We start from the raw sequence: 21,693 nt of genomic DNA, 5'->3' as shown, positions 1-21,693 counted from the left end.
TAGCGCTAACCAGTAATAAATCCTTATATTTTTTATTTATTCTACATTATATAGTGAAGTGTTTTTCTCCATCTTCATTATAATAAATCCACTCCAGGCAAACATTAAGGATGCAAGGTAAAAGATGCTGCCAATCGTTAAAAAGTCGACTAAATATCCGGTTGCAATCACCGCAGCTGCAGCACCTATGGATGTCCAGACATGGTAGTTTCCAATTTCCTCACCCGCTGTTGTCTTAGTAACATATCTTGCAAGTACCGTTTTTTCAGTGTTTTTTTGTACAGCTCCAAGGAGCCCCATTATGATCTGCAGGAGATAGACATGCCAAATTTCATATGCGAGAGGAAAGGCAAGAAGGATTAGTGCCATTCCCCATGAATAGAAAAGGAGAAATGCTTTGTCACCGGCTTTGTCAGTGAATTTTCCGATTAAAGGATAGCTAAGTGCTGCAGTCAGTGAGAATATTCCATATGCCCATCCGAATTGCGAATAACTGGTGCCTACATTTTTAATTAGTAAAATATAAAAAGGGAAAATCATGCTGGCAGCCATTCCAACAGTGCCTTGGTAAAAAACAAAACGTTTATAATTCATGGATGATACTCCTTATAGAAAAGATTCATGAAGCGATTATCAGGATCATATTTCTTCTTTAATCGAAAGAATTCATCGGTACGCGGATACGCTTCAAATAATTGTGTCTTTGTTGGATACCCATAATAGGGCAAATAGTAGCTACCGTTATGGTCAAGCGTCACATTAATCATGTTACGGATGACCCTTCCCGTATTTTCCTTACTTTCGTTATCTGTACCTTGATTGATGAGCATTACAAGAGCGAACATATCATCCTTGGCATAGGACATGAGTGATTCATCATTATGTTCCACATAACGAATGGTAATATTTAATAAATTAAACTCTTTTTCATCAGATAAGGTTTTTCTTAAATCATCGATATAATCAGCAAATTGATCAATCGGAACGAAATATTCTTGAAGAACTTCAGTTTTGGAGGGGTGGCTGTAATCCATAAAAGCAGAGTCAGACCGCATCACATTATTTCTGGAAATCAAGTTACCATCAATATTGGCCGTGTAGGTTTCTTGAGTTTCCCAAAACCTTTTTTTACCCCAGTCATTATAACGGGAGAGGCCAAGAAAGAATTTAGGCACGGCGATGATCGTTTCCCGTTTGAGAGTATTGTAGTTAGATAGCTGTGTTTGGTCAGTTGCCCTATAATAATCCGTTACATACATTTCATCCAAATAGGAGTCAGGAGCAACCGATATTCTTGCCAGATGCATTTTAACATCATCGTTTTGAAGAACATCTCTTTTAAAGTACGACGTATATTCATTATAATGGAGTGATTTAGTTTTAATTTTATAAAGTTCGTCATCGGTAAGTTGGAGTGTCACGTCGAGTATTACTCCAAACAAACCATACCCGCCAATAACCGAATAGAAGAGCTCCGAATTTTCTTTGCGGCTCACTGTTAGGATTTGTCCTTTTGCGTTTAGCAATCTAAAAGACTCCACAGTTTCTATCAAGGCATGATGCCGAATATCGCGGCCGTGGACATTAACGCTCAAAGAACCGCCTATGGTAAAAATATTTTGAGATTGACTGACCTTCAGTGCAAGTCCATATGGGTTGATATATTCCTGGAGAACAGCCCAGGTTGCTCCGCTTTGGACCGTGATGCGTTTTTCTTTTACATCCAAATCAAGTATTTTATCATATTGTTTCATATCTAGCAGAATACCATTTGGATATAATGTCTGTCCTCCTTGGCTATGTTGCATTCCGGCAATGGAAATATGATCATCGTTTTTTCCGGCTTCTAAAATGACCTTTTTGATTGCTTCTTCACTATCTTCTGCCTTTATCGCTTTCATTTTAACGGGCATCAGCCGGCTGATATCTTCTGCAATAGGGTGGTCAAGCTTGAAATTAAAAGCCTGCAGTGATAATCCAAATAAGATTGCATATAGGATGATAAAGAAAAATCGTTTCATAATATCTGGCTTTAAACTCCTCGTTTAAAATGTCTGACACTCAAGTGAAATAATGAAAATGTATGAACTTTATAGATTAATGGAGTTACCCTGACCATTCAATGAGATTGGGGTTAATATTGAATTAAATGTCAGATTTTTTGAAAATGAATCTTTTGATTTATGTATTTGTTCTTTTCAGCCCATTAATGATTGTTTCGGTTAGCGGTATGGATAGTGATTCCAAGCTTTGTTCTGAGTTGTTTAATCCCCAATGATAGATGATTCCCATCAGGCTTTGGGTGATAAGTTGTGAAATTTCGTTAACTGATTGGTCAGTGCCAATGTCGTTTTGTTCTTTCGCCTCTTCAATTAATGAACGAATAATTTGGACGAGTGAGCGATTTGAATTTAAAAAGTAAGTATGTTCTTTTGAATCTAAAGCGGAACTGTAAATCACTTTCATTAAATCTTTGCCCATTTCTTCTTCCAGAAAACGCATCAATTTGCGTATGAAAATAAACAATTTCTCGGTAGGGTCCATATCGACTGGGAACGAACGGAAGACTTCGCGATAGTAATCATCGACTTCTGTGAATCTCACTAAAAAGATGTCCGATTTCGCTGAAAAGTGTTGATAAAATGACCCTTTTGATGTGCCGCTTTTTTTCACGATTTCGTCAACGGTAACTTTATCATAACCTTTTTCGCTAAATAGCTTTAAAGATATTTTTAAAATTTTTTCACGAGTCTTTTCTCCCCTAAGCTGTTTCTTTCTGGGTTCAATCATAAAAAACCTCCAAATGTAAATTGACAGAATATTCCTATATAGTTTAATATCAGACTACAGTCTAGTTAAAGGATTGTTGGTCTATTTAATCTAACGTAGATCATGAATAATCACAACGCTTTCTTAATTGCATTTTGCACATTTAGAAGGCGTTTACAAAATTCAAGATAAGTATGGGGGAGGTTCATTCAGTTTAAATAGGAGGTTTTTCAAAGTAGAAGAATTTGGTGATAAGGTTCGTTAGATTTTTCTGAAGATTCCTATACAATCAGTTACTATCATCTAGAAAGGCTTATTCCTCTTTAGCCCTGAGTATATGGATTGTATTTATAATATTGTTGGATTCAGTATATGTAAATGGAGGGAGGTGGTATCAGGATAAATTGATAGTCCTAGGAATGAACCAGAGAGTCGGGAAGCACGAAAAGAGATGTGCAGTAAACGGATTATTTTTTGGGAAATAGTAGCATGAAAAGGGAGGAAATAATCATGAATCATTCCAGTGGTGAAATAGAGAAAAGAACGATCAGTAAAACGATGAAACGGATTCTTCCATTTATCTTGATCCTTTATATCATTGCTTACTTGGACAGGGTCAATTTAGGCTATGCTGCTTTACAAATGAATGCTGAATTAGCCTTATCCGCTGAAGTTTTTGGATTGCTTTCTGGTATTTTCTTCATAGGCTATTTCTTTTTTGAAGTTCCAAGCAACATGATCATGCATAAAGTGGGAGCTCGGATGTGGATTGCCCGTATAATGATTTCGTGGGGACTCGTGGTAATATTAACAGGTTTTGCACAAACAACGATGCATTTATACATTCTCCGTTTTTTATTAGGTGTCGCCGAAGCGGGTTTTTTTCCTGGTATAATTTTGTATTTAACTTATTGGTTCAGGGCCCGCGAAAGAGGACGGGCAACAGCGGTTTTGCTTTTAGCCTTACCGATAGGCGGATTGATTGGTGCGCCTGTGTCGACGTGGATTCTTGACAATATTTCCTGGTTTGGTATGGCAGGCTGGAGATGGATGTTCATCCTTGAGGGCATTCCAGCCATTATTATTGGAATTGTTGTTGTTTTCTATTTAACTAATAGACCGACTAACGCTAAATGGTTATCTAAGGAAGAAAGTGATTGGTTAGAAGGGGAATTGAGTGCGGAAAGAAAACTAAGCTCGAAAATAAATAAAGTCACAAAGCTTGATATGCTGAAAGATTCGAAAATATGGAAGTTGGCACTTTTCTATTTCGCAGGGTACACATCTATCTATGGATTGTCATTCTGGATTCCAACCATCATAAAATCTTTATCGGAAAATGCAACAACCAATTTAGAAATTGGATGGTTAGCGATGATTCCATCGTTAGTCGGGATACCTGCCGTTATGTTTGTAGGCTGGAATTCAGATCGGACCAATGCACATAAATCACACTTGCTCGTTTGTCTCATGATAGCAGTTATCGGTTTTATTGGGTGCGGCTTTTCTGATAGTGTCTTTATGATGGTGCTTATGTTAACGATTACATCTTTCGGGTTATACGGTTTCAGTGGATGTTTCTTTGCATATATGACCTTTTTCTTCACTGAATCCACTGCACCAGTTGGAATAGCCCTAGTCAATTCATTTGCGGCTTTAGGCGGTTTTGTAGGACCGATGATTCTCGGAACTGTTGCTTTTACTCAAGGTATGTTTATCTTATCTGGATTACTTGTAATAGGAGTCATCACCCTATTATCATTAAAATTGACAAGTGCTTCAGATGAAAACATCGTAAAAGAAGTTGAAGTCAATATTAATCAATTATAACTGATTTAAATGAAAATTAAATTGTGTGCCTTAAAAGGGATATAAAAAGAAACACCATTGAAAAGTGTAAGATTTTTCTCTGGTGTTTCTTTTTATTTTTTAATATAGTTGTATCGTAAAGAAAGAACAAGCTCTTTTACTGCCCCACCCATTTTTTAGAAAGCGTGAATTGAAAACTTGGAAAGACAGTTAATATACTAAGAATAAGAAACTCATGAACGAACAATGACTCGTATTTAGATTAATGGTAAGTCTTTGTAAGATAGCAGTTATCTTCAGTGGTTGCTCTTAATGTTAGTTCCTTCTGTAAAAACTTTTAATAAATCCGAATGGATGAAGTCTGCTCAACAAGACTTGTTCTTAACATTCTGTGTGGAATAGAATTGAAGGAAAGGTGAAAGCTTCTTAGAAAATAATTGTATTATTCATTTTCTTTTAAAGGCGACTTTAATGTATAGGTACGTTTCCTTGATGAAAGTAAATGCAAGAAGAGATGAGGGAATAATGTGGAAATCCATTTGGTGGCAAAAGATGAGATAGAAGCTCAAGGAATCCGGTGGATAGTGGAGTCTCATCTTACTGGAGTTCGATTGATTCTGTGGAAAACAATTGAGGAATTTGAAGTGGGTATGCAAAATCAACAACCAGAATTCGTCATTTTGGATATGGATTTATGGACGAGTGAAAGTGAGATGTTGGGTGTTAAGTTAAAGCAACGAGGTATTCGATGGTTAGGAGTTTCATCTGAGCGAATCTTTCAAACTGCATATCGAGCGCTTCGTTTTCGTGCGGAAGATGTTTTATTCCGTCCTTTTTCTTCTGTAGACTTAGTAAAACATATTCAACAATTACGTTATCAATTGAGAAACGGTCAAGGTTATCTCTCAAATAACACAATGGAAGTAGAGAATACGTTGGCCATCGGTTACCCTGATTTCTTTTTGACAGAGCGGAGACATAACAGTAGGTTAACGATGGTCGCATTTTTGACACCTCATCATAACACGCTTCCTTTAGTTTATGATGAATTACAACGTTATTCTTTTACCGGCAATAATCAAATATTTGCGTTATCGGATTTTATTTTATGCGTCCAGGAAACTAAGGAAGTCGATGTATATAAGGAAGAGTATCAAGCGTTTCTTGCTCACTGGAAAGAACGTATGGATGAGCCTCTTGCCATAATAATCAAAGTAGCAACTTCAGATGATTCGTTAAAAAATACATACCAGCAAACTCGTGAATTGACGAGGCGAATTTTTTTCGAAGGTTATGATATTATTTTAGCAGAAAGTCAACAAATGTCCTCTCAAGAGATGGATCCATTTCTCACTCCTCTGGAACAACGGCAATGGATTGAAATGCTTGAAAGACGAGATACGAAAGCGATTAGGAATTGGGTCGAGCATGAATTTCTGACTTTTCAGCAACCATACCCTGACCCTGAAATAGTTCGCATTCGCCTTACAAGTGTTCTTGCACAAATCAGGAGGCATATGAAATCATACAACCTCCAAAACTCTTCTTTAGAAGCAATCTATCATGAAGTTTTTCAGCAAATAGTACATAAACCAGTTATTTATCAAATTGTTAAAGAGCTGCTTATGTTTACCACCCGTTTGCTTCTTCAGGACCATGAGCAATTACAAAATGGGGCGCGCACACTTGTGGAAAAAGCAAGGGAGTTAATTGAGTCTAACTATTGGGATGCCCAATGGAGTTTATCAACATGCGCTGATGCGCTTCGTATTAATAAAAGCACTCTAAGCCGTCGTTTTGCAGCCGAATCCGGTCAGTCTTTTCGCAATACCCTGCATCAAGTTCGAATTAGAGAGGCTAAACGTCTATTAAAGGAATCGGATTTATCATTGGAAGAAATTGCACAATTAACGGGTTATTCACATCAAACATATTTTAATGCAAAATTCAAACTGCTTGAAGCGTGTACACCATCTGCTTATCGGTCTGGATTATGAAAAAAGGCGATTCAGCTAATACTGAATCGTTTTTTTTATTGGGCTACAAATGAAAAAAATGAAATTGTTTATAAAAATATAAAACAAATAAAAAAATATGAAAACAATTCATAAAAATATCATCAAATTATAATAAATTATTTGAATTTTTAGTTTAAAATGAAAATATAACACATCAAGGAGGCTGTAAAAAATGAATGCTAATACAAAAAACAAGGTTATACGATATGAAGGTACAGATTTGAATACAAAAGGGTGGCAACAAGAGGCCGTTCTTCGAATGTTGATGAATAATTTAGATCCAGAAGTAGCTGAACGCCCAGAAGATCTTGTGGTATACGGTGGAATTGGAAAAGCAGCTCGTAACTGGGAGTGCTTTGATGCAATTGTCAAATCACTGAAAGAACTGGAAGACAATGAAACTTTACTTGTTCAATCTGGAAAACCGGTGGCTATTTTTAAAACTCATACCGATGCGCCACGTGTACTTATTGCAAATTCGAACATTGTCCCGGCTTATGCAAATTGGGAAACATTCCATGAACTCGATAAAAAAGGGTTGATGATGTATGGACAAATGACAGCTGGCAGCTGGATATATATCGGTTCTCAAGGAATTGTACAAGGAACTTACGAAACATTCGCGGAGCTAGCGAAGCAGCATTTCAATAATACTTTAAGAGGCACTATCACAGTAACTGCGGGTCTTGGCGGTATGGGTGGGGCACAGCCGCTAGCCGTAACAATGAACGGCGGTGTCTGTATCGGAATTGATGTAGATGAAACAAGAATTGACCGGAGAATTGAAACTCGTTACACGGATGTGAAAACGGATTCATTAGAAGAGGCTATCCGTTTAGCTATAGAAGCAAAACAAGCAGGAAAAGCTTTATCCATTGGTCTGATTGGGAATGCTTCTGACATTCTTCCTGAAATGATTGCTAGTAACTTTATCCCGGACGTGTTAACCGATCAAACATCTGCACACGACCCACTAAACGGTTATACACCTTCAAGTATGTCATTTGAAGCAGCAGCTGAATTGCGCAAATCGAATCCAGAAGAGTATGTAAAACGCTCTAAAGCTTCTATGGCCAAACATGTTAGAGCAATGCTTGAAATGATGGAAAAAGGTGCAGTGACGTTTGACTATGGTAATAACATTAGACAAGTGGCGAAAGATGAAGGGGTGGAAAATGCATTTGACTTCCCTGGATTTGTTCCAGCTTATATCCGCCCACAATTCTGTGAAGGAAAAGGTCCTTTCCGTTGGGTAGCACTGTCTGGAGATCCTGAAGACATATATAAAACAGATCAGGCGATTTTACGTGAATTTGCAGATAATGAACATTTATGCAATTGGATTAAAATGGCTCAGGAAAAAATTCAATTCCAAGGCCTCCCTTCTAGGATTTGCTGGCTGGGGTATGGCGAGCGTGCCCGTTTCGGAAAAATTCTAAATGATATGGTCGCGAGCGGAGAATTAAAGGCACCAATAGTAATTGGGCGTGATCATCTGGATTCAGGCTCTGTTGCTTCGCCAAATCGTGAAACTGAAGCTATGAAAGACGGATCAGATGTGGTAGCTGACTGGCCAATTTTAAATGCCATGGTTAACGCAGTCGGTGGAGCTACCTGGGTATCCGTACATCACGGCGGTGGAGTAGGAATGGGTTACTCACTTCATGCAGGTGTGGTTATTGTGGCTGACGGTACAAAAGAAGCAGGGGCTCGCATTGAACGTGTATTAACAACAGACCCGGGTATGGGTGTAGTGCGACATGTGGATGCAGGATATGAATTGGCAGAGAAAACTGCTCGTGAAAAAGGAATTAATATCCCAATGCTTGATAAAGGAAAAGATAAGTCATGACAAAACCAATTTGGATAAAATATGCAGCAAATCTCGCTACTCTTGCATCAGTAAAAAAAGGTCCCCGTTCAAAAGAGGCTATGTCTGACCTTGGATTGATCGAAGATGGCAGCTTGTGGATGGAAAATGGTTTGATTCAAGCTGTCGGTACGACTAAAGAAATAGAGGAGCTTTATGCAGATAGATTGCATGAAGCTGAAGTTTTCGATGCGTCTGGCTACCTTGTAACACCGGGTCTAGTGGATCCCCATACGCATGTTGTATATGGCGGGAGTCGAGCAAGTGAATTTGAAATGCGTCTTGAAGGTGCAACATATATGGACATTATGAATGCGGGTGGCGGTATCCATGCAACCACCCGTATGACAAGGGAAGCAAGTGAAGAAGAATTGATGGAACAAACCATTCGTCGACTTGATTCGTTTCTCGCTCATGGTGTGACAACGGTGGAAGGGAAAAGCGGTTACGGTATGAATCTGGAAACCGAGTTGAAACAGTTGCGTGTGATGAAAAAGCTTCAGGAAAAGCACCATATTGATCTTGTTCCAACTTTTATGGGAGCACATGCGGTGCCGAATGAGTTTAAAGGTCGTGAAGATGACTTTGTCGATCATTTGATTAATGAAATGCTTCCCATTGTAGCAAAAGAAAAGCTGGCAGAGTTTAATGATGTATTTTGTGAAAAAGGCGTCTTTACACCTGAACAATCGGAGCGGATTCTAGAGGCGGGAAAAAATTACGGTTTGATTCCTAAAATTCATGCTGATGAAATTGAGTCTTATGGTGGCGCAGAATTAGCTGCGAAAATAGGAGCTATTTCAGCCGAGCATTTATTGAAAGCTTCAGAAGAGGGCATTCAAGATATGGCCAAATCAGGAACGATTGCCTGCCTCCTTCCAGCAACAGCTCTGTATTTACGTGAAGAGGCGGCTGCAGGACGACGGATGATAGATGAAGGTGTAGCGGTGGCCATTTCGACGGATTGCAATCCCGGGTCCTCACCGACGACTTCTATGCCCCTGGTTATGAATCTAGCATGCATCTCGATGCGGCTCACCCCAGCAGAAGCATTAACGGCGGCGACATACAATGCTGCTTGTGCGATCAATAGGCAGGAAAAGGTAGGATCGCTGGAAGTCGGAAAACAAGCAGATGTTGTTTTATGGAATGTAGAAAACTATCAGGAATTGCAATATTTATTTGGAGTTAACCACGTTAAGTCCGTATGGAAAAAAGGCGTACAAGTGGTGAAATAATATAGAGAAAGAATGGCTTCAAAAGCCTGATGATCTTGGGATGTACCAGAAGAAGATACGCCTTACCTTATCCTTTATGGAGCACCCATTTCACGGTCCTCAATCAGTGTATCAGGAGCCTCTTTATATCCGCTGAAATTTCGGCGGATGTGAATAGGCTTTGTTACCTACAACTTGGATGAAAAAGTGGATCTAACAGAATTCCGAATTGTCAATGAAGGAGATATACTTGATATTTTAGCTGCGCTGGGTGTACATGCTTCTACCCAAGGTGGAATGCCAGCTAATGAGTTGATTGATATTTTACTAGATATTGGCCAGCACACGATTGTCATGCAAATTGATTTTGTCTGTCTTGATCCGAGCAAAGCCTATACGGGTGCCGAAACAGTCAAAGTCAGGGTATGCATGGCTGCAATTTATTACAGGTTGCTAATACAGACTAGATAAAGGGTCTTATGATTACAGTTTTTATGTTTAAAATCAGTAAGTATTGCTGCTCTCTATCACACATCAAGGGGGAACTACATGTTGAGAAATAAATATCGTTATTTTATTATTTTTATGATTATTCTTATTACAATCATAAATTATATTGATAGAGGTGCACTTTCATATGCCCAAGCTGAAATCATCAAGGAGTTCAATTTAGATCCAGTAAGTTGGGGAGCAATCTTAGGATATTTTGGATATGGTTATATATTCGGAGCGCTATTTGGTGGTGCTTTAGCAGATAAGAAAGGTCCTAAATTTATGTGGATCATTGCTGGAACTACATGGTCTTTTTTTGAAATTGGGACAATATTCGCAGGTCATATAGGTGCAGCATTATTTGGAGGTTCTGCATTGGCAGGATTTGCGGTGTTTCGTGTTTTATTTGGGTTCGCTGAAGGACCTACCTTATCAACAATGAACCGAACTATGGCAAACTGGGTATCTCCTAAAGAAAAAGGGTTTGCTGTAGCACTTGGATTAGTTGGGACGCCAATTGGAGCATTAATTACTGCACCCATCGTAGTAGGTCTTCTAACATTCACTAACTGGAAAGTAACATTTGTTATTCTCGGTTTATTAGGTTTTATTTGGGTAGTAATTTGGAACAAAGTATTTACAAACCTACCTGAAGATCATCCAAGAGTCTCGAAAACCGAACTAGAAGAAATTCGAAGTGCAGATATATTAATTAAAGGCGAAACGAAATTAGACGAACAAATAAATGTACCGTGGTACCATTTTTTTAAAAACCCTACGTTAGTAATGAATGCCATTGGATATTTTGCCTTTTTATATGTAAATATTTTATTACTTACATGGACTCCCAAATATCTGCAAGATGAATTTAATTATTCACTTTCATCTCTTTCATATATTGGTATGATTCCCTGGGTAGGAGCTATTATCACTGGATTATTAGGTGGTAAAATCTCGGATATATTACGTAGAAAAACAGGGAATTTACGTATTGCTAGATCTTGGTTCACAGTAGTTTCCTTATTTTGTACAGCTGTTTGTTTTATGTTGATCCCAACTGTTGAGAGTGCAGCAGCAGTACTTGCATTAATGTGTATAGGCAATGCCTTTAATTATTTACCAAATTCTATCTATTGGATTGTTGTTCTTGATACAGAGCCAAATAAAGCAGGAACTTTTGGGGGAGTAACTCATTTTATTGCGAATCTAGCTACTATTATTGCACCGACCCTAACAGGAAGTCTTGTAGCAAAACATGGATATAATGCAATGTTTATTGCAGCATCCATTGCAGTAACAATAGGAATGATAGCCATGGTTTTTGTGAAACCAGGTAAACAAAGTAACTCGTCTAAATCAACCAATGATATGGTCAGTTAAAAACATAGTCTTTCTAGGAAATAGGGTTTCAACAAAGAAAGTAAATTAGAAAGAAGAGATTAAGACCAATAAATAAGAACTTACAGCTTATAAGGAGCAATGGTTACGGCGATTGCTCCTTTTTTGTAAGATGATGCTAAAAGAGAAACAATAAATATTGATATAAGAGAGGTTGGATTAGCTTCTTAATCCAAGATAAGTGGATGTTGCATTGGATGTTTTCTTTTTTGATAATCCTATACACATCCTTTCTCTTGATTTCCGCTTCATGGATTAGTACGAGACACAAAGCAAATGTTCTATTTGTATGATGCGTCTCAAAATTGTTTTTCTAAATAGGTTTAATCCTCCACTGCAATAGAAAAGACAACGAGGGATAAATTTAATTACTAATAATGGGGTGGATATCATGTCAATTATAAAGACTTCGGAGAGCTTATCCGAGGAACAGAAAAAGGAAAATGAATCACTCGATTTATTTCTTTCAACACAAACGGTCATCAAAGAGGCGCTGAATAAACTAGGTTACTCAAACGAATTATTTGAATTATTAAAAGAGCCTCTTCGAATGCTGACAGTTCGTATACCTGTCAAAATGGACGATGGTTCTGTTAAAGTTTTCACCGGCTACCGTTCTCAACATAATGATGCTGTAGGACCTACGAAAGGAGGCGTTCGCTTCCATCCAGAAGTAAATGAAAATGAGGTAAAAGCATTATCCATTTGGATGAGTTTAAAGTGCGGCATTACTGATCTTCCTTACGGCGGGGGAAAAGGTGGTATTATTTGCGACCCAAGGGTAATGTCGTTTGGAGAACTTGAGAGATTAAGTCGTGGATATGTTCGTGCTATTAGCCAAATTGTTGGCCCTACAAAAGATATACCAGCACCTGATATGTATACGAATTCTCAAATAATGGCGTGGATGATGGATGAGTACAGCCGCCTTCGAGAATTCGATTCTCCTGGATTTATAACAGGAAAACCGATTGTATTAGGAGGGTCACAAGGTCGTGAAACGGCTACTGCACGTGGCGTAACTATTTGCATTGAAGAAGCGGGAAAGAAAAAAGGCATTGACTTACATGGTGCACGCATCATTATTCAAGGCTTTGGGAATGCAGGGAGCTTTCTGGCAAAATTTATGCATAATGCAGGAGCTATGGTGATCGGCATTTCTGATGCAAATGGTGCTCTTTATGATCCAAAAGGACTTGATATTGATTATTTGATTGATCGACGTGATAGTTTTGGAACAGTAACGAACTTATTTACCAATGTTATTACGAATCAAGAATTACTTGAAAAAGAATGTGACATTCTTGTACCGGCAGCTATTTCAAACCAGATTACAGCACAAAATGCCCATCGTATTAAGGCATCGATTGTGGTGGAGGCAGCAAATGGGCCAACAACCCTCGAAGCAACCAAAATATTGGATGAAAGAGGAGTCCTCCTTGTTCCGGATATATTGGCAAGTGCCGGTGGGGTAACTGTTTCTTACTTCGAATGGGTTCAAAATAATCAAGGGTATTATTGGTCAGAGGAAGAGGTTGTTGAAAAACTGCGTAAAGTAATGATTGATTCTTTTGAAAATATATATCAAAACGCACAGGTTTATAAAGTGGATATGCGTTTAGCCGCCTATATGGTTGGAATTAAAAAGTCGGCTGAAGCTTCGTCTTTCCGTGGCTGGGTATAAAATGTGAAAATCTCTATTTAAATAGGAAAATAAGGGGTTTAAAATAAAATCTTCTAAGGGGAGGGAATTTTTATGTGGATAATCACTGTCCATGCGAAGAACAGTATAAAAATGTTTGAGTATGACACTGAAAAGGAAGCACGGGCAAAATTCGAGAGAATACAAGGGTGTAAAATCCTTAGTGAAGTCATTTATTTCAATGATTATTGTTTAGCTTAATCATGATAGTTTCGGTTCCATAGGTGATTTGGTAGAAGACTCTTTAATAGAAAATTGAGGATAGTTGAAAGTATTTGCAAAATGATGAAATCTATAATACTTGAGTTACATTAGTTTGGCACAAAAGAGATAATACTAGCGGAATTTTCGTTATAAGTGTTTATATTTATAAATGTTTTGTGTTTTTTAATAAAAATACAATAGAAATATAATATTATAATATAAATAATAAGATAATCATTAATTTATAATATTTTTTGTGAGATTTTCATAATAAAATTAGGTTCATAGCTAGGAGGTAAAAATATATCAAAGCGATAACAAATGGTGAAATAATGAATGTATAGTACAGCATGCTGGAGTTGGCATTTTGTATATAGATTATTCATTTTGAATTAGTTGTTGCGGAGGCCGGAAAATTTAGTGATTTTGTTGGAATATGTCCTAACTGATATTTCATTGTAAAGTATTTTTTTAAGTTGATATATCTGAAAAATCTAAAAATGGAGGGGATTCTTTGAGCGAACAAAAATTCACGATTGACGATGCACCATTTAAAAAGTTTCATTTTCGTATTGCTGGCCTTACTTTTGGATCAAGCTTCTGTGATGGTTATTCACTTGGAATCATCGCGATGGCTCTGACAGTACTTGGTCCTCAATTGGAGCTAAATGCAATGTGGACGGGATTGATCGGAAGTTCTGCATTAGTCGGTCTTTTTGCGGGAGCTTTGGTACTTGGAAGGCTTTCTGATCGTATAGGCAGACAGAAAATCTTTCTCGTAAACTTTTTACTTATCACGATTGCTACTATTTTACAATTTTTTGTTAGTAGTCCAGAAGAGCTTTTGATTTTACGGTTACTAATTGGTTTTGGACTTGGAGGAGATTACGCTGTCGGTACGACTTTACTCGCCGAGTTTTCACCAAAAAAGTATCGCTCCTCGCTCCTCGCGTCTATAAACGTAGTATGGACGCTTGGATATGTAGCATCAAACTTTGTGGGTCATTACTTGGGACAGGTTGGTTCAGACTCATGGCGTTGGATGCTTGTTAGTGCTGCTATTCCCGCTATTGTGGTTTTAATCTTACGGATAGGAACGCCTGAATCACCAAGATGGCTTGTCAGCATGGGGCGTGTCGAAGAAGCTCGCCAGATTGTAAAGAAACACCTTGGATCGAACGTTGAAATGGGAGAAACGACTACTAGTGCTGAAAATCAAAAGACTCTAGGATTTCGTGGGCTTTTCAGTAAAAAGCTTCGTAAGCGTTTGGCTTTTGGTGGAATATTCAAATTAACTCTTGTTATTCCGTACTTTGCAATCTACACCTTTCTACCGTCCATACTAAGTACAATGGGTTTTGAACAAAACTTTTTTGCCGATACAATGTTAAATCTATTCTTGCTTGTTGGGGCAATTGTTGGTTTTTGGTTGCTTGCGAAATTTTCACGTAGAGGATTTACCATCGGGGCTTTTACAATCCTTACTGTTTCATTGTTTTCACTCAACTTCTTACACAATGGTTCTCAGTTCTTAATGTTGATAGCCTTCTTGATCTTTACTTTTTTCATGTCAGCAGCATCAAACCTTACATTAGTATACCCAGCAGAGCTTTTTCCAACTGAGATTCGTGGATCTGGAATAGGTATGGTAACAGCAATTAGTCGGATTGGTTCTGCAATTGGAACATTTCTGCTGCCTATTAGTCTAAATTCATTTGGATTGGGTACTTCAATGATTGGTATGGCTGTAGTTCTGCTAATCGGTTTGATTGTATCGATTGCCTGGGCACCTGAAACGAAGAATCTTTCCTTACATGAAGCAAGTGACCCTTTGCTTGAAGCGGGTAACTCTCCGAAGGGAACTAATATTCTCTTTACCGAAAATAAGAAAATAACATAAGATTATTTTCTAGTAAATAATTGAGAAAAAGCGTTACTATCGTCTCCTTGTTTAATCTTGAATATATTTTCGAAAGGAGAGGAGTTTTGAATCATGACAACAATAAATTGTATACGCCCTAAAGATATTAAAGAGGTTGTACTTGGGGATGGTGCTATCTCAATCCAAGAAGTGATTGCGGTTGCTAGATATGGGGCGATCGTTTCCTTTACTCAAACATATTGTGATAGGGTGGATAAATCCCGTAGCCTAATAGACAAGTTTTTAGATGAAAATCGATTGATTTATGGTGTAACAACAGGATTTGGCAGTAATATGACAGAGATAATTTCTTCTGAAGATGCAGAAACTCTTCAACGAAATATTATTCGTTCTCATGCAGTTTCTGTTGGACCGCCTCTAGAAAGAGAAGTAGTGAGAGCCATTCAATTGATGATTCTTGTGAATTTAGGTCAAGGTTTTTCAGGAGTCAGATTAAAAGTATTAAATCTAATTTCTTCACTTTTAAATCACGATATTATTCCGTTTGTTCCAGGTGATGGGTCAGTGGGATATCTTTCTCCTGAAGCTCACATGGCCTTAGTAGTGATTGGAGAGGGGAAGGCATGGTATAAAGATGAGCTCATCCCTGGAATAGAAGCGTTAGAGAAAGCTGGATTAGCACCTGTTACGTTGGGTGCTAAAGAAGGATTGGCACTTACAAGTGGAACTACTTCTGTCACAGCGATGGCTATCTTGGCCTTATACAATAGCATGCAAGCAGCGAAAACTGCTGACATTACAGGGGCTATGTCCTTAGAAGTGCTAAAAGGTACAATTAAAGCATTTGATCCTCGTTCCCACACCGTAAAGAAACATGAGGAACAGGCTAAGACAGCCAGAAATGTAACAAGAATACTTGAGGGCAGCCAAATCATTGATACATACAAGGAACATAGATTACAAGATGCGCTTAGCATACGATGTATTCCACAAGTTCATGGTGCCATAAAGAGAGTATTGAAGGACGCTGCGGTTACTATTGAGAATGAGATGAACTCTGCAAGTGACAATCCAATTATATTTCCGGAAGAGGAAGATGGAATTGCACTCATGGGTGGAAATTTTGATGGTTCCTACGTAGGAATCTACGCGGATACGATGTGCATTGCCTTAGCGAATTTAGCGAAAATTACCGAACGAAGAATTGATCGTCTAGTAAACCATCACCTTAGTGAACTTCCTAATTTCTTAGTAGTTAATCCAGGGTTAAATAGCGGCTACATGATTCCACAATATACAGCTGCGGGACTATTGAATGAGATTAGAGTTCTTTCACATCCTGCAACCGTAGATAATGTCCCAACATGCGCTAACCAAGAAGACTTGATAAGTTTTGCCTATTATGCTTCGAAGAAAGCATATCAGATTTCAAAGAAACTTGAATATATTTTAGCCATTGAGCTTATGACGGCCACGCAAGCAATGGATTTTCATCACCCCTTGAAACCGTCGCCGATTACGGAAAGTGTGTACCATTTAATACGCGACCAAGTCCCAATGGTAAAAGAAGATCGATTTTTTTATCCTGATATCGAAACCGTTTATGAGCAAATTCACGAAGGAGAAATAGTCAAACTAGTCGAAATGGCGGTTGGTGAAATTGAGTTCTAAAACTATAGTGGAAGCTGTTTTACTCTAACCAATCTAAGTAAAGCGGCTTCCTTTTTTATCTTTCATCAAGTTAGGAATTTATTATCATCACGCTTATAGCAGAAAGCATAGTTTTTTCCCAACTATACTATCTAAAAGGCTTAATCACCTAATATAGGAGGAGTAAAGAAAAAATGCATTATGATGTAATTGTAATAGGAGCTGGATCTATGGGAATGTCTGCAGGATATTTCCTATCTAAAAATGGACAAAAGGTATTATTATTAGACTCTTTTGTTCCTCCTCATAATAAGGGCAGTCATCATGGAGAAACAAGAATTATAAGACATGCTTATGGTGAAGGGGAAGAGTATGTTTCTTTGGCACTTAAATCTCAAAAATTATGGAATGACTTAGAAAAACTTACGGATAAACAGTTATTTCTTCCAACAGGTGTACTGAATGCAGGCAGTCAAAAATCCACATTTATTAAGCAAGTAATCGCAAGTTCAAATAAATTTAATTTACCTTTAGAAATCCTAGATTCAAATCAAATCCATAAAAGATGGCCAGGTATTTCACTACCAGAAGATTATATTGGTTGCTTTGAATCGACTTCGGGTGTGTTAAAAAGTGAAGAGTGTATTCGAGCGTATCAACAACTTGCGGAGTCACATGGTGCTAACATCATTGTGAATAGCCAAGTAAGGAAGATATGTGTTCATAGAAATGGGGTCACGATTAAAACTGATGAACAGACTTTCTACGCAGAAGCATTAGTTGTTGCAGCGGGAGCATGGTCACCAAAACTTTTAGCGATGTTAGACTTAAATGTTCCTCTAGCCCCTATCAGAAAAACATTTGCATGGTTTGAAGCAAATGAATTATATAATTACAAAAACTTTCCGGCCTTCACTTTTGATACATCTGTAGGTACATACTATGGCTTTCCAAGTATAAATGACAGTGGTTTAAAATTAGGGAGACATGATGGGGGAAATTACATTAATCCTGATGATTCTATAGCAGGGTTTGGTGAATTGGATGAAGATGAGGGAGATTTGGTACAGTTCCTACAACAATTTATGCCTACCGGTCAAAAAATAAAATATGGGAAAAACTGCATCTATACAATGACCCCTGATGAGAACTTTATAGTGGATACCCATCCTAATTATCCACACATTGCTATTGCGAAGCAGGTTTCTCTGGGCACGGGTTTAAATTCAGTAGTGTTATTGGAGAGATTTTAAGTGACCTAATTATTTCAGGTAAGAGTGAGAATGATATCTCAGTATTTTCTATAAATCGATTTAATTAAAAATGAGAAGACTTGAAAAAAATATTTTGCTATCGGGATGAAAATACAAAGTCGCAAGTTTAACATGAACCTACATATAGAATGAAAATCCAAGTCGTTGATTCCTTATCTAAGGAAAAAACGGCTTTTTTTATTGGAAAATGCCTTAGCATTTGTTTTTACTGGTTAATTGTTATTACACCTATAGATTATTTTTTTACTTTAATCTATATAGAATAATCTTCTGTATCAATTGAAGAATATATCAATATATTCAAGGTTAATAAAAAATACAAAAACATATGTTAGGTTAGCTAACAAATTATATTGTCGAAATAATAAAAACATGCTAGAATGAGAATATTCCGAAATATGAAACACTAATTCCGAATTTCGGGATTTGTGAAATTGAATGAAAGTGAAATACAGATTTTCTACATATTTATAAGTTTTAATTTTCGAAATTTCTGTAAATAGGAGGAGTGTTCAATGAATACAGTTGATTTGAATTGTGATTTAGGAGAGAGTTTTGGCACATATCGAATTGGGAATGATGAAGAGATTTTGGATTATGTAACATCTGTCAATGTTGCTTGTGGCTTTCATGCTGGTGATCCGACCGTTATGAGAAAAACGGTTCAACTTGCTTTAGAGAAAGATGTCAAAATTGGTGCCCACCCTGGATTACAAGATTTAATAGGTTTTGGCCGACGCAATATTAATATTTCTCCACAGGAAGCTTATGATATTGTTGTATATCAAATTGGTGCATTAAATGGCTTCTTGCAATCAGAGGGCGGGAGTATGCAACATGTTAAACCACATGGTGCTTTGTACAATATGGCGGCAAAGAATAAAGAGTTGTCTCTTGCCATTGCTGAAGCTGTATACAAAATTAATCCTGAGCTCATTTTATTTGGCTTGTCGGGAAGTGAACTAATAAGTGCTGGACAGACCATTGGATTACAAACTGCTAGTGAAGTGTTCGCGGATCGAACTTATCAGCAGGATGGTTCATTGACTTCTCGAATGGAAAAGTATGCATTGATAGAAAATGATGATGATGCTGTTGCACAAGTTATTCGAATGGTTAAAGAAGGAAAGGTTTTGTCACAGCAAGGAACTGATGTGACTTTAAAGGCAGATACAATTTGTATTCATGGGGACGGAGAACATGCTTTAACCTTTGCTCGTCATGTAAAAAAATCCTTAGAAATATCTGAAATTACAGTTAAGTCTATTTCTATATAAAATCATATCTAGGGGGTAGATTCCATTGGAGCCAATCAAAAATACAACAACTGACCAGAAAAAAATCATTCTAAGCCAAAAACTAACCGGACATTATTGCTAGGTGCGGCATTTCTTATGGCAACATCAGCCATAGGACCAGGTTTTTTAATGCAGACAACTGTATATACCCAAAGTCTTGCAGCAAGTTTTGGGTTTGTTATTCTTATTTCAGTTATTCTTGATATTTTTGCACAAACAAATGTATGGCGCATTATTGCTGTATCTGAAAAACGAGGACAAGAGATTGCAAACATGGTTCTTCCAGGACTAGGTTATGTTCTAGCGGCACTCATAGTTATGGGGGGGCTAGCATTTAATATAGGGAACATCGCAGGAGCTGGACTTGGTCTAAATGCGATGACTGGAATTTCCCCAACTGTTGGGGCGGCAATTAGTGCCGTCATTGCAATATTAATTTTTGTTGTAAAAGAAGCAGGTAAAGCGATGGACCGTTTTACACAAATTGCCGGCGTGTTCATGATCTGTTTGATGGTGTACGTTGCTTGGACAACATCCCCTCCAGTTGGTGAAGCAGTAGTAAGGACATTTGTACCCGATAAGATTGATATTATCGCAATTGTTACTTTAGTTGGAGGATCTGTAGGTGGGTATATTACATTTGCTGGTGGGCATCGTCTATTGGATGCAGGCGTGAAAGGTGTCGGAGCACTGCCAGAAGTCACAAAGAGTTCAGTAATGGGTATTTTAATAACAACAGTTATGCGAATTGCTTTATTTTTAGCAGTTCTAGGTGTTGTATCTAAAGGCTTGCAAATTGATTCTGAAAACCCTGCAGCATCCGTTTTTCAACTTGCTGCTGGAAATGTTGGTTATAAAATCTTTGGTGTTGTTATGTGGGCTGCAGCAATCACATCAGTAGTTGGTGCTGCATATACTTCTGTTTCGTTTATCAGAACATTCAGTGAAAAAATAAATAAAAAGGCGAACTGGATTATTATTGCCTTTATAGTCGTTTCAACAATTTGCTTTTTGTTAATTGGCCAACCAGTTAAAGTACTACTTGTAGTGGGGGCAATTAATGGTCTGATTTTACCAATTGCACTTGGTACACTTTTAATTGCGGCATATAAGAAGAATATTGTGGGTGATTATAAACATCCTTTATGGTTAACGATATCAGGTGTATTTGTGGTAATTGTTATGGCGTTAATGGGTGGATATACATTAATTTCTCAACTACCATCACTATTTTAATAACTATAGATTCAATCTAATTATTACGACTAGCAGTTTGTGAAAAACTGCTAGTTACTTATAGGAGATGTATAATATGATTAATCTTTCGCAAGCAACCCCGGCTGAATTGCGCGCAATGATCCGCAACAATGAATTGATTAAACCGACTGCTGGAATGGCAAACGGCTATGCACAAGCAAACTTAGCCATCTTAAAAAAAGAGCATGCTTTTGATTTTTTATTATTTTGTCAGCGTAATCCTAAGTCTTGTCCACTTCTAGACGTAACAGAAATTGGTTCTCCTATTCCTAAATTTGCTGCTCAGTCTGGTGATATACGTACAGATATTCCAAAATACCGGATATATAAATATGGTGAATTAGTGGAAGAAGTAACGGATATTTCAGATTATTGGGAAGATGATATGGTTGGATTTTTAATCGGTTGCAGCTTTACATTTGAACATGCCCTTTTAAACAATGATATTTCCATTCGTCATATTGAAGAGGACTGTAATGTACCGATGTATAAAACGAATATTTCATGTATTGAAGCAGGGATATTTCACGGGGAAATGGTAGCAAGCATGCGTCCGATTCCTCAGCAAGATGTGGTGCGAGCGGCTCAAGTTACATCGCGTTTTCCTGCTGTTCATGGTGGTCCAATCCATATTGGAGATCCGGGGGTGATTGGTGTTTCTAACATACAGCAGCCTGATTTTGGTGATGCAGTAACGATTCGTGAAGGAGAAGTGCCAGTCTTCTGGGCTTGTGGAGTAACGCCTCAATCTATCGCAATGGAAACAAAACCGGCGATTATGATTACGCATGCACCAGGACATATGTTTATAACGGATATTCGTGATGAAAAATTAGGCGTTTTATAACTAACA

The 21,693-nt window shown here is 37.7% G+C and carries 17 protein-coding genes; 14 read left to right on the top strand and 3 right to left on the bottom strand.

Going from position 1 to position 21,693, the window contains the following annotated elements; translation table 11 throughout:
- Positions 1 to 36 precede the first annotated feature (36 nt).
- The 3 genes from JFU50_RS25835 to JFU50_RS25825 all read right to left on the bottom strand — a co-directional run bounded on the left by JFU50_RS25835 (position 37) and on the right by JFU50_RS25825 (position 2,790).
- Entirely contained in the window at positions 37 to 594 is a 558-nt protein-coding gene (locus tag JFU50_RS25835; protein ID WP_201180874.1) for an MFS transporter, read from the bottom strand.
- Positions 591 to 2,021 (bottom strand): FAD-binding oxidoreductase, encoded by a 1,431-nt coding sequence (locus JFU50_RS25830; RefSeq protein ID WP_201180873.1) that lies wholly within the window; start codon positions 2,019 to 2,021, stop codon positions 591 to 593. The genes JFU50_RS25835 and JFU50_RS25830 overlap by 4 nt, the downstream gene beginning before the upstream one ends.
- A gap of 160 nt (positions 2,022 to 2,181) precedes the next feature.
- The gene (locus tag JFU50_RS25825) at positions 2,182 to 2,790 is read right to left on the bottom strand and encodes a TetR/AcrR family transcriptional regulator (protein WP_053345796.1); all 609 of its coding nucleotides are present in this window, start codon (positions 2,788 to 2,790) and stop codon (positions 2,182 to 2,184) included.
- Between the two features lie 489 nt (positions 2,791 to 3,279).
- Between JFU50_RS25825 and JFU50_RS25820 the strand changes: the two genes are divergently transcribed.
- The 14 genes from JFU50_RS25820 to JFU50_RS25755 all read left to right on the top strand — a co-directional run bounded on the left by JFU50_RS25820 (position 3,280) and on the right by JFU50_RS25755 (position 21,687).
- Positions 3,280 to 4,599, top strand: coding sequence for an MFS transporter (locus tag JFU50_RS25820; protein WP_201224743.1), 1,320 nt, complete (start codon positions 3,280 to 3,282; stop codon positions 4,597 to 4,599).
- Positions 4,600 to 5,105: 506 nt separating this feature from the next.
- A complete protein-coding gene (locus JFU50_RS25815; RefSeq protein ID WP_201224742.1) occupies positions 5,106 to 6,575 on the top strand; it encodes a response regulator transcription factor in 1,470 nt (489 codons plus the stop codon).
- Positions 6,576 to 6,768: 193 nt separating this feature from the next.
- The gene (hutU, locus tag JFU50_RS25810) at positions 6,769 to 8,448 is read left to right on the top strand and encodes a urocanate hydratase (RefSeq protein ID WP_201180870.1); all 1,680 of its coding nucleotides are present in this window, start codon (positions 6,769 to 6,771) and stop codon (positions 8,446 to 8,448) included.
- On the top strand, positions 8,445 to 9,704 hold the full coding sequence (hutI, locus tag JFU50_RS25805) for an imidazolonepropionase (RefSeq protein ID WP_201224741.1): 1,260 nt from the start codon (positions 8,445 to 8,447) through the stop codon (positions 9,702 to 9,704). The genes hutU and hutI overlap by 4 nt, the downstream gene beginning before the upstream one ends.
- Positions 9,705 to 9,890: 186 nt before the next feature.
- Positions 9,891 to 10,154 (top strand): hypothetical protein, encoded by a 264-nt coding sequence (locus tag JFU50_RS30475; protein WP_207196331.1) that lies wholly within the window; start codon positions 9,891 to 9,893, stop codon positions 10,152 to 10,154.
- A 78-nt stretch (positions 10,155 to 10,232) separates the two neighbouring features.
- Complete coding sequence (locus JFU50_RS25795) at positions 10,233 to 11,555, top strand: MFS transporter (RefSeq protein WP_201224740.1); 1,323 nt, start codon at positions 10,233 to 10,235, stop codon at positions 11,553 to 11,555.
- A gap of 409 nt (positions 11,556 to 11,964) precedes the next feature.
- Positions 11,965 to 13,257 carry a Glu/Leu/Phe/Val family dehydrogenase gene (locus JFU50_RS25790; RefSeq protein WP_201180865.1) on the top strand — a complete coding sequence of 431 codons (1,293 nt, stop codon included), beginning with the start codon at positions 11,965 to 11,967 and terminating at the stop codon, positions 13,255 to 13,257.
- Positions 13,258 to 13,329: 72 nt separating this feature from the next.
- On the top strand, positions 13,330 to 13,476 hold the full coding sequence (locus JFU50_RS25785; RefSeq protein ID WP_162878834.1) for a hypothetical protein: 147 nt from the start codon (positions 13,330 to 13,332) through the stop codon (positions 13,474 to 13,476).
- Positions 13,477 to 13,993: 517 nt separating this feature from the next.
- The gene (locus JFU50_RS25780; RefSeq protein ID WP_201224739.1) at positions 13,994 to 15,379 is read left to right on the top strand and encodes an MFS transporter; all 1,386 of its coding nucleotides are present in this window, start codon (positions 13,994 to 13,996) and stop codon (positions 15,377 to 15,379) included.
- A gap of 93 nt (positions 15,380 to 15,472) precedes the next feature.
- Positions 15,473 to 17,032 carry a histidine ammonia-lyase gene (hutH, locus tag JFU50_RS25775; protein WP_207198832.1) on the top strand — a complete coding sequence of 520 codons (1,560 nt, stop codon included), beginning with the start codon at positions 15,473 to 15,475 and terminating at the stop codon, positions 17,030 to 17,032.
- Between the two features lie 173 nt (positions 17,033 to 17,205).
- Entirely contained in the window at positions 17,206 to 18,264 is a 1,059-nt protein-coding gene (solA, locus tag JFU50_RS25770; RefSeq protein WP_342366320.1) for an N-methyl-L-tryptophan oxidase, read from the top strand.
- Positions 18,265 to 18,800: 536 nt separating this feature from the next.
- A complete protein-coding gene (gene pxpA, locus JFU50_RS25765; RefSeq protein ID WP_201180862.1) occupies positions 18,801 to 19,562 on the top strand; it encodes a 5-oxoprolinase subunit PxpA in 762 nt (253 codons plus the stop codon).
- 117 nt (positions 19,563 to 19,679) lie between these two features.
- On the top strand, positions 19,680 to 20,819 hold the full coding sequence (locus JFU50_RS25760; RefSeq protein WP_201183296.1) for an NRAMP family divalent metal transporter: 1,140 nt from the start codon (positions 19,680 to 19,682) through the stop codon (positions 20,817 to 20,819).
- Between the two features lie 76 nt (positions 20,820 to 20,895).
- On the top strand, positions 20,896 to 21,687 hold the full coding sequence (locus JFU50_RS25755) for a putative hydro-lyase (protein WP_201224738.1): 792 nt from the start codon (positions 20,896 to 20,898) through the stop codon (positions 21,685 to 21,687).
- Positions 21,688 to 21,693 lie beyond the last annotated feature (6 nt).

The sequence above is a fragment of the Peribacillus sp. TH14 genome, assembly GCF_016651145.1.
Classification (GTDB): domain Bacteria; phylum Bacillota; class Bacilli; order Bacillales; family DSM-1321; genus Peribacillus; species Peribacillus butanolivorans.
Note: the sequence above shows the minus strand (reverse complement) of the source record. Positions and strands in the feature narration are given on the sequence as shown.